Origin of the sequence: Acidovorax sp. LjRoot38 (assembly GCF_964252975.1) — a bacterium.
Taxonomy (GTDB): Bacteria; Pseudomonadota; Gammaproteobacteria; order Burkholderiales; family Burkholderiaceae_C; genus Acidovorax; species Acidovorax facilis.
The window spans coordinates 313982-330424 of record NZ_CAXUPT020000004.1 but is presented as its reverse complement, the minus strand read 5'-3'; the positions used below and the strand labels follow the sequence as shown (position 1 = coordinate 330424).

The following is a 16443-nucleotide window of genomic DNA, read 5'->3' as shown; positions in this document are numbered from 1 at the left end:
ATGCCCCGACAGCCATCCGCCCAGAATCTTGTTGATCAGCCCCGCCTTTTTCCTGCATCGCGCCGTGGTTGGCTGACCTGGGCGGGCACCAGCGCGATGGCTTCGCTGCTGCCCGGTTGTGGTGGCAGCAGCACTGCATCCCCCACCCTCACAACGACCATTGCCTGGGGGCGCAAGGAAATTCGCGAAGCCATGCAAAGCAGCAAGATGCGGGCGGCCTCCGTGGCACTGCTGCACAACGACCACATCGTCTGGCAAGAGGCCTTCGGGGCGCTGGATGCAAACGCCACCACGCCCGCCACGCCCGACACACGCTTTAACGTCGGCTCCGTCAGCAAGGTGCTCGCGGCGCTGGCCATCATGGTGCTGGTAGACCGCAGGCTCGTGCAGTTGGATGCCCCGGTGGTGGGCTACCTGCCGCAGTTCGCGATGCTGTCGCCGGGCTACCGCGACATCACCGTCCGGCACCTGCTGAGCCATGCCTCGGGGTTGCCCGGCACTTACCTGCACAACATGTTTGCCTTTGCGCCGCTGCCGGGCTATGCCGCCGAGGTGGAGGCAGCCATGGCCAACGTGCACCTCAAGCACGCCCCCGGCGCCATGGCGGTGTACTGCAACGACGGTTTCACGCTGATCGAGCGCATCGTGCTGGCCGTTAGCGGGCAAACCTACCCGGCGTTTGTGCAGTCCGCCCTGCTCAACCCTCTGGGCATGGCCCGATCAGGCTACACGCTGCAGCCGTTGCCACCGGGCAGCTTTGCCCCCGGCAGCATCAACGACGCGCCGCAGGGCCAGGAGTTCGTGATGGGCTACGCCACGGGCGGGCTGTGCACCACACCCGGCGACATGATGAAGCTGGCCGCCATGCTCATCCAGGGCGGCGAGTACGATGGCCAGCGCATCGTGTCGAAAACCAGCGTGGCCGAGATGGGCAGGATTCAGAACCAGGGCATGCACCCCGGCCTCACCCCCGACTGGCAGTCGGGCCTGGGCTGGGACAGTGCGCGGCACCCGGGCATGAATGCTGCGGGCGTGCTCGCGTGGCAAAAGAGCGGCGGCACCATGTTTTATTCCAGCGACTTCTGCGTGCTGCCCCAGGCGGGCATGGCGGTCATGATCACCGGCAACGCCGCCAGCTTCAAGCCGGGCCCGATTGCCGAGGGCATTGCGCTGCGCGCCTTGCAGGAGACGGGGCAACTGCGTGTGCTGCCGCCCCGGGTCTCGACCGCCGCCCCCGCCATGGCCACCGCATCCTCCAGCGCGGTGGATGCCCTGCTCGGCATCTATGGCAACTATTCCGCGCCCATCAAAGCCGTCTCGCCCGACCGCCAACAGGTTGACCTGTGGTCGTGGAACCCAAAACTGCAGGACTGGAAAACCCTGAGCACCGGGCTTCGCCTGCGCAGCGATGGCTGGTGGTGGTCAGACACCCAGTCTGGCACCCACTACCGCTGGGAGCAGTCCGAAGGCCGCCGCTACCTCCTTGCGCGCGAGGCCGCCACGGCGGGGCACTACTGGATCACCGTGCCCATCGGCCAACAAATGCCGCCCGCACCCAGCCCCCTTGCCGCCCCCTGGACTGCACGGCTCGACAGCACCTGGCTGCTGACCAACGAAGCACCCACATCCATTCCGCTGGCCATTGGTGTGGGGGCCTCCAGACTTCGGGAGCTGCCCGAACTGCCCGGCTACCTGTTCTGGGACGAGAGCCAGTTCCTGCTGCCCTTGTCGGCGGACCGGGCCGGTATGACCGTGCAGGTGCCGCTCAACGCGGGCCGTGATCTGGTGGAACTGGTCGTGCAGACACGCGACAAGGAGGAGTGGTTGCACGCTGCTGGCTGGATCTACCGGCGCCAAGCCTGAAAACTGCGCTGTTCACCCCCACCGCACTGTTCTTTTCAAGCGACAAATTCAGCCGATTGCGGCGCCTTCGGCTTGCCAAGCACCGGGGGCATCGCCACAATTCGCGCTTCTTTCAGGCCGCGCCCGCCGCCACGGCAGCCCCTGAAAACACTGGAGGTCACCACCATGTTTGTTCCCTTGTTCGCTCCCGCCTGACCACAGTCCACCGCCCCGGCTGGACTGTGCATTCACAGCAATTCCAGCCACGGCAAGCGCGTTTCTGCACCTTTCATTGCAGCGCCCCACAAGCCCTGGCTCTATTGCCGGGGTTTTTTGTTTGTGGAGTGCACATGAGTGCCAAAAAACTGTCTCGGGCCTTCGCCCAGGGCGAGCTTAAGAAGCTGCGCCGCATGAAGGCGCCCCTGGTGTTGAAGCTCGAAGCCTCGGGCCCGCCCCGAAATCCTGTGGCCGTCGCGCTGGCCCAACGCAGCCTGTCCAGTGCGGCAGGCAAGCACATACGAACCCGTGGGGCCCAGCGCCGTGCGGACAACGTCGCCCTGCGCAAGGCGATCCAGACATCCCGCTTCACCGCAAGCGACTGATACAAAACGATTGAAAACCATGGACCTTTCTACCCTTCAAGAAACCACGCCGCGCGAGCGGCACACACCGGGCGCTGCCCACCGGGAGCTGCTGGCCCAGCGCCAGCAGGCGCTGGCACAGGCCGCAGCGCAGCTCAAGGCCGAGCTTTTTGGCATCGACGACGTGATCGACCGCGTGATCGATGCCATCCGCGCCTGGTACGTATTGCCCCAGCTCATCACCCGCCCCGTCATCGTCTGCCTGTGGGGCCTGACGGGCACGGGCAAGACCCAGCTCACGCGGCGCCTGGCGCAGCTGCTGGGCTTTTACGACCGTTTTGTCGAAGTGCAGATGGACGGCTTCAGCCACGGCGCGAGCTACCGCAGCTCTTCCATCTCGGGCATGCTGGGCGACTCCGGCATCCACGAGGGCGCACCGGGCATGCTGGTGCTGGACGAGTTCCAGCGCTTTCGCACAGTGAGCACCAAGGGCGAGGAGGTCAAGGTAGAGCGCTACCAGGATGTGTGGACGCTGCTGTCCGACGGGCGCCTGCCGCCCGCTTTGAGCGCCCTGACCAACATCGAGCGCAAGCTGGCCGACGCGCACTACGAAGCCGAACGTGCCGACGACAACGAGGAGGAGCGCGCCGGCAAGAAGCCCTACCGCTTTCAGCTCGACGCCTGGGACGCGCAGGAACTCAAGCGCATGCTCAAGCTGCAAGAGCCACTTGCCGAGATCATGCAGTGGCCTCCCGTGCAGGTGCAGGCCCTGTTCACGCGGTTTCAGCAGTCGCTTTCGTCCTGGGAGACCGACTACAGCAAGCTGCTGGTGTTCGTCTGCGGCAACCTCGACGAGATGTACCACGAGACCGCGCAGCGCGTGGAAGACTGCGACACCGACGCCGACATCTTCCACCGCCTCACGCGCAAGCTCTCCCTCATCGATGTGAAGAAGGCGCTCAGCGAACGCTTCAAGCCCGAGCAGATCGCCCGGCTGGGCAACGAGCATGTGATCTACCCCTCGTTCAACAAGGCCACCTACGAGCAGCTCATCCGCAACCTGTGTGCGCGGTATTGCGACGACATTGCCGCCCAGTGCGGCGTGCGCTTTGCCATCGGGCAGGACGTGCGCGATGAGCTGTATGCCAACGCGGTGTTCCCGGCCCAGGGCACGCGGCCGCTGTTCTCGTCGGTGCATGCCATCCTGAGCGCCAATTTGGTCAACGCCGCGCTCTGGGTGCTGCAGCAGCAGCTGCCCCTGGCGCAGGACTTTGACATCACGCTGGCGGACGACAAGCACCATCTGGTGGTTCAGGGCGCCGGCGCTAGCGGAGCCGTGCAGCAGGCGCAGTTTGCGGTGACGCTGGAGCTCAACCGCCTCAAGCAGCGCGCCAATGCCGACTTCCGCGCCCTGCTGGCCGTGCACGAAGCAGGCCACGGGCTGGTCTACTGTCTGCTGTTCGGCCAGGCCCCGCAGGAGGTGAAGATCAACATCGCCTCGTTCGAGGGCGGCTACAACAGCTTTGCGGGCCTGAAGGTCACCACGCGCCAGAACGCGCTCGACATGATGTGCGTGGGCCTGGCAGGCCGCGTGGCCGAGGAGCTGGTGTTTGGTGAAATGGCCTGCACGACCGGCGCGGAGCAGGACTACAAGCAGGTCACGGCCGAGGCTGCGCGGTTCATTCGCCACCATGGGTTTGGCACGCGGCTGTCCCGCACCGACGTCACGGTGGAGCTGGACAACCACCTCAACACCGACGTGGAACCCAGCAACGCCGCCATCGAGGAACTGCTGCAGTCCCAATACCAGCGCGCCAGCGCCCTGCTGGGCCAGTACCGGGGTGCCCTCACCCGCCTGGTAGAGGCCCTGCTGGACCACGGCATGATCGCCCAGCCCGAGATGCAGGCGCTGATGGCTCAAAGTGGCGTGGCCATTGCGGTGGCAGCCCAGACGGGGCCTGACGAAGCTTTGATCCTGGAGCCCTTTGCGGCCCGGCTGGCGGCGTTTCGGCAACAAACCGGGGGCCAGGCTGCAACTGCCCCAGACAGCGAAAGCCCTGCATGCTTATGATGCGCGACTTGGCGGCCCTGCTCAGCTGCCTTTCATTGCCAGTTTTTCCGTAGCTCCAAGGCCACCCACCGCTCTCCACTGCCATGTCCGCCGTTTTCAACTTCACCTTCGTCCCCTGGTTCCGCTCGGTGGCGCCTTACATCCACAAGTTCCGCAACCAGACGTTTGTGATCGGGCTCACGGGTGAGGCCATTGCGGCCGGCAAGCTGCACAGCATTGCGCAAGACCTGGCACTGATCCAGGCCATGGGCGTAAAGATTGTTCTGGTACACGGTTTTCGCCCACAGGTGAACGAACAGCTGGCCGCCAAGGGCCATGCAGCCAAGTATTCGCATGGCATCCGCATCACCGACTCGGTGGCGCTCGATTGCGCGCAGGAGGCTGCGGGCCAGTTGCGTTATGAAATCGAGGCCGCCTTCAGCCAGGGGCTGCCCAACACGCCCATGGCGGGTGCCACCGTGCGGGTGATCTCGGGCAACTTCCTGACCGCGCGGCCCGTGGGCATCGTGGATGGGGTGGATTTTCAGCACTCGGGCCTGGTGCGCAAGGTAGACGTGGCGGGCATCCAGCGCACGCTGGACATGGGTGCACTGGTGCTGCTGTCGCCGTTTGGCTTCTCGCCCACGGGCGAGGCTTTCAACCTGAGCATGGAAGAAGTGGCCACCAGCGTGGCCATTGAGCTGCGGGCCGACAAGCTGATCTTCTTGACCGAGGTGCAAGGCATCCGCATGTCGCCCACCGAGCCCGAGAGCGACGACAACCCCATCGACACCGAGCTGCCGCTGGCCGCCGCGCAAGCCTTGCTGGCGCAGCTACCACCCGCACAGCAGCCCACGGACACGGGCTTTTACCTGCAGCACTGCGTGAAGGCCTGCAAGGCCGGCGTGGAGCGCAGCCACATCCTGCCGTTCGCGGTGGATGGATCGCTGTTGCTGGAGGTGTATGTGCACGATGGCATCGGCACCATGGTCATTGACGAAAAGCTGGAAGAGCTGCGCGAGGCCACGATTGACGACGTGGGCGGCATCCTTCAGCTCATCGAGCCGTTTGAGAAAGACGGCACCCTGGTCAAGCGCGACCGCACCGAGATCGAACGCGACATTGCCACCTACACCATCATCGAGCACGATGGAGTGATCTTTGGCTGCGCAGCGCTCTACCCCTACCCCGAGGCCAAGACGGCCGAGATGGCCGCCGTGACGGTGTCACCGCAAAGCCAGGGCACGGGCGATGGCGAAAAGCTGCTCAAGCGCATCGAGCAACGCGCGCGGCTGCAAGGGCTGGACAGTATCTTTGTGCTCACCACCCGCACCATGCACTGGTTCATCAAGCGCGGATTCCAGCCCGTGGACCCGGACTGGCTGCCCGATGCTCGCAAGCGCAAGTACAACTGGGACCGGCGCAGCCAGGTGCTGGTCAAGAAGCTCTGAACGTCTCGCGCGCCGCCGCCACGGCCCGCGCTACCTGCGCAATCGCCGCATCTCGCTGCTCGGGCTTGGCGGTAGACCGCGTGAGATAACACGTCACCAGCACCGGAGCGCCTCCAGCCGGAGGCCACATCACCGCCACATCATTGGCCGTGCCGCTGTCACTGGCAGTGCCCGTCTTGTCCCCCACCTTCCAGCCCGGCACACCCGCGCGCAGGCGCTTGTCGCCCGTGCTCGTCTCTACCAGCCAGCGCTGCAGCCAGGCGCGCGACGGGGGCGTGAGTACATCGCCCAGCACCAGCTTTTGCAGGGTCTGCAGCATGGCCTGCGGCGTGGTCGTGTCGCGCGGGTCGCCCACCTTGGCTTCGTTCAACGTGGGCTCGGTGCGGTCCAGCCGTGTGATGCTGTCGCCCAGTGACCGCACAAAGGCCGTGAACCCCGCCGGGCCGCCGTGGCGCGCCAGCAGCACGTTGGCGGCGGTGTTATCGCTCAGGCTCACGGTGGCGGAGCACAGCTCGCCGACCGTCAACCCGCCCCCATCGCCCGCACGGGGGCCGCTGACGGGTGAATACGCCACCACATCGCCCGCAGCGTAGTGCACGCGGGCATCCAGTCGCTCCTTGCCCTGGTCCACCAGCGCCAGCATCCAGCCCGCCAGCACCGCCTTGAAAGTGCTGGCCATGGCAAAGCGCTCGTCCTGGCGCCAGCCCAACTGCAGGCCCGAGCCCGTGTCCAGCATGGCCACGCCCAAGCGGCCCTGGGCAGTGCGTTCGATGCTGGCGAGGGTCTCGTTCCATTCGCGGGTGGTCTTGTCGCGGTTCGCTGCGTTGCTGGCGGTCGCACAACCCCAAAGAGGCATGGTGGTAGCGGCCATCAAACCCAAGGAAAACTGTCGTCTTTGCATAAAAATTGGAGGTGAGTGAAGACAAGGCCTGAACGATAAAGAGCTTGAGTCCAAAGCACCATCGACAATAATTGCCGCCAGCCCCTAGAAAAACTTATGCATCTCCCGCTCAATGCCTTGCGCGCGTTCGAAGCCTCGGCGCGCCACCTCAACCTGACGCGGGCGGCCCAGGAGTTGCACGTCACGCAGACAGCGGTCAGCCAGCACATCCGCAAGCTCGAAGACCGCCTGGGCAAGCCACTGTTTCGCCGCCTGCCGCGTGGCCTGGCGTTGACGGACGAAGGCCAGGCGCTGCTGCCAGTGGTGACGGAATCGTTCTCCAACCTGGCGCGTGCCCTGGAAAAACTGGGCGACACCCGCCCGCGCGAAGTGCTGACCGTGGGCGCCGTGGGCACCTTTGCCGTGGGCTGGCTGCTGCCCCGACTGCGCGACTTTCAGCAGGCCTGCCCGTTTGTGGACCTGCGTCTGCTCACGCACAACAACCGGGTGGACATGGCGGGCGAAGGGCTGGACTATGCGATCCGCTTTGGGGACGGCGCCTGGCATGGCACACATGCCGAACGCATCATGGACGCGCCCATGTCTGTAATGTGCACCCCGGCCCTGGCCAACAGCCTGCGGGTGCCATCAGACCTGGCGCGCCAGCCCCTGCTGCGAAGCTACCGCACCGACGAATGGTCCGCCTGGTTCGAGGCGGCCGGCGTGCCCTGCCCCGTTGTGCGCGGCGCGGTGTTCGACTCGTCGCTCACCCTGGCCGAAGCGGCGGCCCAGGGCGCGGGCGCCGCGCTGCTCCCGGCGTGCATGTTCGAACGCGAACTGCGCCAGGGCCGCCTGGTGCGACCGTTCGCGCTGGAACTGCGCCGGGGCGCCTACTGGCTCACACGGCTGCAATCCCGGCCCGTGACGGCGGCCATGCACGCCTTTCACGGCTGGCTCGCCACAGCTCAGAAAACTAAACAAAAATAGGCTTCATCGCTTTACCCATAAGCGTTAACAGCTATTAATTGAGGAGCAATCAAGCCCTGCGCCGCTGCGCCACCATGCCCAGCGCCCCGGCCATCACTCCCAGCAGCAGCAGGGCCCAGGGGGACAGCGCGGGGATCGCTTGCAGGTCGGCGGCCAGCGGCATCACCGGGTCGGCGATCACGCCGGGCGCAGCATCGTCGTCGCCAGGCTGGTTATCGGTCACGTCAAAGCCCACGGTGGTGCTGCCCAGGCCCACGCTCGCAGGCACGATGAACTGGCCGCTGCCGGTGCGCTTGACGAAGTCCGCCACCGGCTGCGGCCAGGTGGTGGTCACGCGCACCGTGGCACCCGCGTCGCAGCCGATCAGCCTGAAGCGGAACGCGCCCTGCGGCGCCACCCGGCCAGGGGGCGGCGTGGCGGCCTCGAAGGCCGTGGCGGCTGGATCGAACTGGCACAGCGCCCCGCCGTCGTTGCCAATGCTGGCGCTGGCCGGGCCGCCCGCGCCGTTGGCGGGCAAGGTGGTGCCAGTGAACGTTTTGAGCAGTGCCACGATGGCAAACGCTTGCTGCTGCCGCGCGGCGGCAGCGTAGTGGGCGTTGCCTGCCTGGTCGGCGTAGATGGTGCAAGTACCCGCGCCGTTGAAGCTGACCACCTGGCCCGCCACCGTGCAAGCGCCCGCAGTGGTGAACACCACGGGGTTGCCGGACGCGCCGCCCGTGGCCGCCACGGTGTAGGTTCTGCCCGCCACTGCGGGGCTGGGCGGCGTGGTGGTGAAGGCGATCACCTGGCCGGCCTGCACCACCGCTGTGCTTTGCGACACCCGGGGCGCGGCGGGATAAACCGCATCGCCCGCCTGGTCGGCGTGGATGGTGCAGGTGCCTGCGCCGTTGAAGCTGACCACCTGGCCCGCCACCGTGCAAGGGCCCACCGTGCTGAACACCACCGGGTTGCCGGACGCGCCGCCCGTGGCCGCCACGGTGTAGGTGCTGCCCGCGACTGCGGGGCTCGGCGGCATGGTGGTGAAGCTAACGGCCTGCGACGTGTAGGTGAAGTCGTCTTCCGGCACGTCGGGGCTGGCGTTTGCCCCCACGGTGTAGCGCACGCGCACGGTGCTGCCCGCCGTGCCGGGCGGCGCGGCTGCGGTCAGGCTCATCGAACCGTCCGCATGGGTGATCGAGCCCGTGGCGCTGACTGGCGTCCCGTCAAAGTTCAGCGTGCCGCCCGACAGGTTGAAGCCCCTGACGGTGACCGCGTAGCCCCCAGCGGGCGGCCCCTTGGCGGGGTCCAGCTCGGTGATGGATGGCAGCGTCGTGCTGACCTGCACCGCCCCGGCGTCGACGGCCGCGCCCACTGTGGCGGGCCGGGCCACGCCGCGCTGGTCGGTGGCGGGCTCGCCTGCGGCATAGCGGGAGGCGGCCCAGGCTCTGCTGGCAGGGCCTCCCGGCGGCATGGTCTGCGTGGGGCCACCATAGTCGCCCAGCGGTTGCAGGTAGAGGCCACCCACGCCTGAGGCTGGGGCGCGGATCACGTTCCAGTGGTCGACGGCCAGGTCGTCATCCGCCACGTCGCTGCCATAGACGTCCGTCAGGTAACTCTGGATGGCGTTGCCGGACACGATGGAATTGAACAACTGCACGACCGGCACCGTGCTGCCCGAGGATGGGATGTGGATGCCGCCACCCAAGCCCCCTGCCACGTTGTTCACGATGGTGCTGTTGTCGATGCGTGCCACGCTCGCGCCGCCGATCCAGCCTACGCTGATGGCGCCGCCATCGCCATCGCTGGTGTTGCCGGTGAAGGTGCTGTTGCTGATGCTGAAGTCGTCCGACGAGCGGAATGCGCCGCCTTTGGCGCCGCTGCGGTTGCCCGCGAACGTGCAGTTGCGCACGGTGATCGTCCCGTTGAAGACGGCCAGAGCGATGCCCCCGCCGTCCCCGCCCACGGTGCTGTGGGCGCGGTTGCCCGAGATGGTGCTGTTGCTGATCGTCAGCGCCGATGCCGCGATGCCGCCGCCGCCGCACACGTTGCCATGGCATGCGGACGAGAACACCTGGTTGCCGGAGAGGGTGCTGCGGTCGATGGTGAGCGCACCATACGACGCCACACCACCCCCGCTGTGCCCAAATTCGCCTTCACGCACCGTGTTGTTGGCGATGGTGCTGCGGTCGATGGTGATCACGCCGTTGGGTGAGTTGTAGATACCGCCGCCGCGCCAGCCGGTGGAATTGCCGCTGACCTCGCTGCGCACGATCGTGAGCCTGCCCGCGGGCCCGTTGCCGATGCCCGCGCCTACGTTGCCCGCCCACATGCCCGTGACCTTCACGTCGTCCAGCGTGAGCGTGCCCCAATTGGCGATACCGCCCACCGAGCCGGAGTTTCCGTTCATGTTTACGCCACCGTCCACCGCCGTCGTGCCGTTGGCGAACGCCAGTCCGCTGATATGCACCGGTCCGCTCACTGGCACCCCCGCGCTGGCCGTGCCAGCATTCACCTCCAGCAGGTGCACCGCGTTCTGGCCGTCGAGGGTGAGCAGGCTGGCGCCGGGGCCGCGCAGCGTGATGGCGCGGGCAATGACCAGCGGCCTGCCCACCGCCAGCACCTGCGGCGCCGCAAACACCGCGCCGTCGAACGCTACGGTGTCGCCATGCTGCGCGGCCGCGATCGCATCGCGCAGGCTGCATGTTTGCGCATTGCCGGGCGCGCAGCGGGCCGCGCTGCCGCTGGCGGGGTCGTCCACGCGGTTCACCTGCCAGGTGGCTGCCCAGGCTAGCGGCACCGCAGACAGCACCATCGCAGCCAGGCCCAGCCGCATCGATAGAATCAGTACGTTTTTGATCATTATTTGATAGCACACTGTGTTGACTGACTAGGCGATGGAAGGCAATCTGTCTCAAAATCTGGCCATGCGCCACGCCAGTGCGCCCACCAGCAGCGTGAGCAGCAGCAGGCCCCATTCACCCAGCGTGGGGATGGCCTGCGCGGCACCGGGCGCGGCCGCCAACGGCATGACCGGGTCCAGGATCACGCCGTTCGCCGTCCAGTCGTCGTCGCCCAGCTGGCCGTCGGTCACGTCAAAGCGCACGGTGCTGCCGCTGATGACCAGGTTGGAGGGCGCGAAGAAGCTGGCGCTGGCAGCCTGGCCGGAGGCCTTGCCGTACTTCGCGAACGCACTGACGGCTTGGGGCCAGTGGGTGGTGATGGTGACGGTAGCACCGGGGGTGCAGCCCACAAGCCGGAATTCGAACATGCCTTGGGGTGCGCCCTGCCCTGGAGGGGCTGCGTTCGCGGCCGTGTAGCGGGTGGCCGACGCGTCGAACTGGCAGGTAGCGCCACCGCCTGACAGGCTGGCGCTGGCCGGTCCTGAGCTGCCCCCGCCGCCCGAGGGCACCGTGGGCCCGCTGAAGCTCGCGGAGCCGACAGTAAAGCTCTGCCGCACTTGAGCGGCAGCAGAGTAAGCCGCATTGCCTGCTTGATCGGCTTGGATGGAGCAGGTGCCGGCGCCGGTAAACACCACCGCGCCGTTTGCCGCTACCGTGCAGGCGCCCAGCGTGGAGCCGGCCGTGTCGAGGCTGTAGATGACCGGCAGGCCCGAGCCGCCGCCCTTGGCCGCCGCAAGATATGTTCCGCCCACCTTGGCGAAGGCCGGAGGTGATGTGGTGAAGCTGATGGACTGGCCCTGTCGCGCGCCCTGTAGCACGTTGACGGCAAACGTCGCAGTGACGCTGGCGTCGCCCTTGCTAGTGACGGTGAGCGTGCGCGCGCCCAAACCCGAGAACGTGACGGCGAACGCCACACTGCCTTCGCTTTGCTGAATCTCGCTGGGTAAGGTGTCGGCGGGGTTGCTGCTGGTGATGATCCAGCGCGTGGTGTCGTCGATGTTCTGGCCCACCGGGTCGGCCACGGCCAGCACGAAGGGCTGCGGCGCACCGGCACCGACCGCCACCACGGTGGTGCCAGGCGCCGTCTCCACACGGGCCGGACCGCTCAGCGACGGCAAGGGCAGCGGCAGGTTCTCGAAGTCGATGGCGGTGCGCAGGTTGTGCCCCGTCATGCTCACGATGCCGCGGTACGTGCCCACCACGCGGTTGGCCCTGGCTTCGTGAATGCCGTAGCCAATGTAGCTGGCCATGTCGCCCGACAGGCTCTGGGGGCCCAGGTCGGCGGGCACTTGGGCGCTGGCGCCGCTTTGGGGCAGAGCAAGGTCGATGTCTGCCGCATAGGGTACATGGCCGCCCGCTGCGGTGTCGGCCCAGGGCCCGATGACAATGACACGGCCCGAGCTGGTGAACGGCTGCCCGAGGCGGGCGCGCAGCGACAGCGCGCTGTGGCACGTGCCCGCGCTGCCCGTGTACTGCAGGCACAGGCTCAATGCATGTGTGCTGTCGTCCTTGTCGAAGTCGAAGGGTGACCGCCACACGTCCTTCTCAGGTTTGATGACGGTGATGAAACGCGGCGCATGCCCGGTGCGGGTGTTGCGGCTGCTGTCCAGTGTTATCGGCGATTGCACGTTGGTGGTGACGGCCGCCGCAAAGTCCTGGTTGCGGTTGCCGTTGTACGCGCTGGCCAGCGTGTCGATATAGCGATCGGTGGTATCGGCGACCACAGTCTGGCGAGGCGCGCTGCGGTCCAGTGCCGCCGTGGCGATGAGGTCCGCGCCCGGCGGCTCCGCCCAGCCGTCGTTCCACGATCGCACCACCTGACCGCTCACGTTGAACCTGCGTCGCCCGTAGACCTGCACCTGCGGCTGCGGCGTGGTCTGGTCCAGCACCGGCCCGTTCACATGCATGACCAGCGACTGCTTGCCTGCCATCGAACCCGTACTGAACAGCACCTGGCGCAGCGGAAAGCCGACTTCGAGCGGCTGCGGCTGCAACAGTGCATAGGCGCGGTCCCCTGCCGCGCCGCCAAGCCACAGGTTTTCGTTCTGCCGGAAGTCCTGCGCGGCGACGGTCGGGTCGGTGGACGACTGACGCACGCTGGTGGAGGCATAGGGTCTGCTGCTGATGCCCGCCAGACTCTCCAGCGTGATCAGCAATTGCGCCTGGTGCAGCACGCGCGCCTGGCCCACCGGCTGCTCGCTGCTGGCGAACTCGAAGCTGCCGTAGGAACCATCGGTGTCCTGCGCGGCTTCCACGCGCAGCATCGATTCCACACCCTGCGCCAGCCGGTGCTTGACGAGCTCGGTCACGTCGAAGCTGTAGAAGCCGCGCTCGGTAATGCGCAAGGGCTGCGTCGGCCGGTCCGCATCGGTGGCGCGCCCACCGACGGCGCTGGCCAGTTGCAGGTCGCAGGCGGGAGCCGTGCCCTCGTGCGCAAAGCAGTCTGCGCCCCCGGCCTGGTAGGCACCGAAGATGGCGATGTAGCCCGAGGTGGTCACCTTGTCGACATACAGCACCAGCCGTGCGCGCACCACCTTGCCGGCGTCGAGCGTATAGCTGTCATGGCCTACGGTGGCAACCGTGTTGTCGGTGTCCACATTCAACTTGGTCAGCGCACCGTCTGGCAAGGTGGCATAAGAGAACTTCAACTGCGCGCTGGCCCCCTCGCTCACTGGCAGGCTGGTGCCGTGGGGCGCATAGCCCGCGCCGGTGGTGCTTCCGTCGGCCACCAGGGGCGCCTCGATCCACGACGGCTGGGCCACGCTGCAGGCCTGCAGCAGCAGCACCATGGCCAGCGCGCCCAGCGCCACCGCGCTGCGCGCGCGCAACCAGGCCCGGTGCATGAGCGGGGTGTGAAGGACATTTTTGAGCATATTTTTAGCCTCTAGCGCTTTCTGATCAAGCGCTGACAGCTATAACTTCAATAGCAAAAAGCCAGCAAAGCCAGCGCGTGACCCGGATGCTAGGGACAGGGGGCGGTTTCGTATGTCCCCCTTTTGGGCGACATGCCCGTGCCCAGCGGCTGTGGCAGCATCGGTGCATGCCACCGCCTTCTTCCATTGCCTCCACCCCCGTTCGCGTCGCCGTGGTCGAGGACGACGCCGCCTGCCGCACCGCCCTGGCCCACGCGCTGCAAGGCGCCAGCGACATGCGCCTGGCGTGGACGGCCGCCAGCCGCACCGAGGCCATGGCCGCGCTGGCGCAGGACGACGCCGCGCCGCTGGACGTGCTGCTGCTCGACCTGGGCCTGCCCGACGGCAGCGGGCTGGACGTGCTGGCCGCGCTGCGGGCACGCTGGCCGCAGGCGGCGGCCATGGTCAGCACCATCTTCGGCGACGAGGTGCACGTGCTGGATGCCATCGCCGCCGGTGCCATGGGCTATTTGCTCAAAGACTTGCCCGCCACCGCCGTGGTGGACGAAGTGCGCAGCCTGCACGCAGGCGGCAGCCCCATCAACCCCATGGTGGCGCGCAAGCTGTTGCTGCTGCGCCAGACGCAGCCCGCGCTGGCGGCGGCGCCGCCCCCGCCGCCGGGCGCAGGCCTGGGCGCAAGCGCACCCCCGTCCGCGCGCGAGGCCGAACTGCTGCGCCTGGTGGCGCGCGGCCATACGCTGGACGAGGTCGCCCGCGCAATGGGCGTCTCGCGCCACACCGTGCGCACCTTTGTGCGACGCGTATATGCCAAGCTGCAGGTCACCACGCAGGCCGAGGCCGTGAGCGCCGCAGCGCGCCAGGGCTGGATCCATGCGGCCGACTGAGGCGGCGCGCCGGGTGCTGCGGCGTTGGCGGCTGCTGGCAATGCCGTTGGTGCTGCTGCTGGTGATGATGCTGGTGCCGTGCACGCACGCCGCAGAGGCCGTGCACCTGTTGCAGGCCGAGACCTGGTCTTCGCCCAGCGGCGACTGGGCGCCACCGCCTTCGCTGCACGCATCCGGCGATGCGGTGCTGGACGCCGCGACGCCCTGGGCCGCCGTGGCCCTGCCCCATGCTCGCCCGCGCAGCACCGCGTCCAGCGCCGAGCAGGCCAGCGCGCCGCCCGAAGTGCAGTGGTACCGCCTGCGCGTGCCCGCCAACGCGCTGCCGCACGGCACTCCGCAGGGTATGCGCCTGTACATCCCGCGCTGGCAGACGGTGGGCACGGTGGCCGTGTATGCCAACGGACGCCTTGCATGGCAGACGCGCGGCAGCCGCGTGTGGAACGGCTTCAACCGCCCGGTATGGCTGGATCTGAAGGGCCTAGACCAAGCGGGTGCAGCGCCGCAGTTGCACGTGCGCATGGCCAGCCTGCCGGGCGTGGGCGGGGCGCTGTCCTCGGTGTGGGCCGGACCGGCTGAGGCGCTGCGGCCAGCCTGGCGGCTGCGCGAGCTGCTGCAGACCGGCCTGGTGACCTACCTGCGGGGCGCCTACCTGGTGCTGGGCGTGCTGGCGCTGATGGTGTGGCTGATGCGGCGGGCGCGGGGCCATGGCGAGGGGCGCGAGGAAGCAGGCTACTTGCTGTTCTTCCTGTTGTCGGTGGCGCACCTGCTGGCGACGCTGTTCTATCTGGTGGACGAGGAAGGCCTGGCCGTGCCCGACGCCTGGTTCTCCTGGCTCACGCTGGTGGGGTCACTGGGCTCCTCGGTGTGTTCCTTCTTGCTGCTGCGGCAGATGCAGGGCTGGCACAGGCCCCGGCTGGCACGGGCGCTGATGGCCTACTGCTGGCTGGTGGCGGCTGCAGCGCTGCCGTTGTGGGGGCTCAGGCACGAGGCGATGCTTCCGCTGCTGCGCCTGGCGCTGTTCCCGCCGGGGGTGGTGGTGCTGTATGTGGCGGCGCGCGGCGCGTGGACTCACCGCACGGGGGCCAACGTTCTACTGTGCGGCGCCGTGGCGCTGTCGTTTCCGATGGCGTTCCATGACCTGGCGATGCAGCGGTATCTCATCAGCATCGAGCACATTTACCTCACCCCCTATGCCTACATGGGCGTGCTCACCATGTTCCTGTGGGTGGCCTTCACGCGCTACCAGCGCGCGCTGGGCGCGGCCGAGCTGGCCAATGCCGTGCAGGCCGAGCGCCTGGCCGCGCAAGAACAGCAACTGCGCGAAACCCACGAGCGGCTGCGCGCCGCCGAGCGCGAACAGACGCTGCTCCAAGAGCGCCAGCGCCTGATGCGCGAGATGCACGACGGCGTGGGCTCGTCACTGATGAGCGCGCTGCGGCTGGTGGAGAACGAGCCCGCCGCGCGCCTGGACGTGGCGCCGGTGCTGCGCGAGTGCATCGACGACCTGAAGCTGTCCATCGACTCGCTGGAGCCTGTGGACGCCGACCTGCTGGCCCTGCTTGCGCGCCTGCGCTTCCGGCTGGGCCCCCGTCTAGAGGGCGCTGGCATGGCGTTGCGCTGGCAGGTGGACGATGTGCCGCCCCTGCCCTGGCTCGATTCGCAGAGCGCGCTGCATGTGCTGCGCATCCTGCAGGAGGTGCTGACCAACATCCTCAAGCACAGCGGCGCGATGGAGATCACGCTCGGCACCGCTGAATCGGTGCGCGGAGGTGTGCCCGGCGTGCAGGTGTGCGTGCAGGACAACGGCACCCCCTTCACCGCGCCCCCACCCGATGCGCTACCGCCCGCGCGCAGGGGCCTGGCCAACGTGCGCAGCCGCGCACTGGCGCTGGGCGCGCAGTGTTCGTGGGACACCTGGGGGGCGCTGGGGGAGGACTGCGGTTCGCGCTTCACGCTGTGGCTGCCGCTGCACAAGCCATGAGGCATCTCGACCCTGCGAACCCGGTCAGTGGCCAG

At 67.7% G+C, this 16443-nt stretch carries 11 protein-coding genes; 7 read left to right on the top strand and 4 right to left on the bottom strand.

Annotated features, from left to right (window positions below):
* Positions 1-1863 (top strand): serine hydrolase domain-containing protein, encoded by a 1863-nt coding sequence (locus tag ACSQ22_RS09255; protein ID WP_436130131.1) that lies wholly within the window; start codon positions 1-3, stop codon positions 1861-1863.
* A 35-nt stretch (positions 1864-1898) separates the two neighbouring features.
* Here ACSQ22_RS09255 and ACSQ22_RS09250 read toward each other — a convergent pair whose 3' ends face one another.
* Positions 1899-2030, bottom strand: a complete 132-nt coding sequence (locus tag ACSQ22_RS09250) for a hypothetical protein (RefSeq protein WP_436130130.1) — start codon at positions 2028-2030, stop codon at positions 1899-1901.
* Positions 2031-2192: 162 nt separating this feature from the next.
* Between ACSQ22_RS09250 and ACSQ22_RS09245 the strand changes: the two genes are divergently transcribed.
* From ACSQ22_RS09245 to argA, 3 genes are all read left to right on the top strand, one after another.
* Entirely contained in the window at positions 2193-2444 is a 252-nt protein-coding gene (locus tag ACSQ22_RS09245; protein ID WP_436130129.1) for a hypothetical protein, read from the top strand.
* 19 nt (positions 2445-2463) lie between these two features.
* Positions 2464-4494 carry an AAA family ATPase gene (locus tag ACSQ22_RS09240; protein WP_436130128.1) on the top strand — a complete coding sequence of 677 codons (2031 nt, stop codon included), beginning with the start codon at positions 2464-2466 and terminating at the stop codon, positions 4492-4494.
* 83 nt (positions 4495-4577) lie between these two features.
* A complete protein-coding gene (gene argA, locus ACSQ22_RS09235; RefSeq protein ID WP_055397476.1) occupies positions 4578-5924 on the top strand; it encodes an amino-acid N-acetyltransferase in 1347 nt (448 codons plus the stop codon).
* On the opposite strand, the gene blaACA is transcribed toward argA, so the two are convergent.
* Entirely contained in the window at positions 5911-6825 is a 915-nt protein-coding gene (gene blaACA, locus ACSQ22_RS09230) for an ACA family class A beta-lactamase (RefSeq protein ID WP_436130127.1), read from the bottom strand. The two genes, argA and blaACA, sit on opposite strands and share 14 nt — an antisense overlap.
* Before the next feature lie 96 nt (positions 6826-6921).
* Between blaACA and ACSQ22_RS09225 the strand changes: the two genes are divergently transcribed.
* A complete protein-coding gene (locus tag ACSQ22_RS09225; protein ID WP_436130126.1) occupies positions 6922-7791 on the top strand; it encodes a LysR family transcriptional regulator in 870 nt (289 codons plus the stop codon).
* Between the two features lie 49 nt (positions 7792-7840).
* Here ACSQ22_RS09225 and ACSQ22_RS09220 read toward each other — a convergent pair whose 3' ends face one another.
* Both ACSQ22_RS09220 and ACSQ22_RS09215 read right to left on the bottom strand, forming a co-directional pair.
* On the bottom strand, positions 7841-10630 hold the full coding sequence (locus ACSQ22_RS09220; RefSeq protein WP_436130125.1) for an IPTL-CTERM sorting domain-containing protein: 2790 nt from the start codon (positions 10628-10630) through the stop codon (positions 7841-7843).
* Between the two features lie 51 nt (positions 10631-10681).
* On the bottom strand, positions 10682-13543 hold the full coding sequence (locus ACSQ22_RS09215) for an IPTL-CTERM sorting domain-containing protein (protein ID WP_436130124.1): 2862 nt from the start codon (positions 13541-13543) through the stop codon (positions 10682-10684).
* 167 nt (positions 13544-13710) lie between these two features.
* On the opposite strand from ACSQ22_RS09215, the gene ACSQ22_RS09210 reads away from it, so the two are divergent.
* Both ACSQ22_RS09210 and ACSQ22_RS09205 read left to right on the top strand, forming a co-directional pair.
* Entirely contained in the window at positions 13711-14427 is a 717-nt protein-coding gene (locus ACSQ22_RS09210; protein WP_055397486.1) for a response regulator transcription factor, read from the top strand.
* Positions 14414-16408, top strand: coding sequence for a histidine kinase (locus ACSQ22_RS09205; RefSeq protein WP_436130123.1), 1995 nt, complete (start codon positions 14414-14416; stop codon positions 16406-16408). The genes ACSQ22_RS09210 and ACSQ22_RS09205 overlap by 14 nt, the downstream gene beginning before the upstream one ends.
* Positions 16409-16443 lie beyond the last annotated feature (35 nt).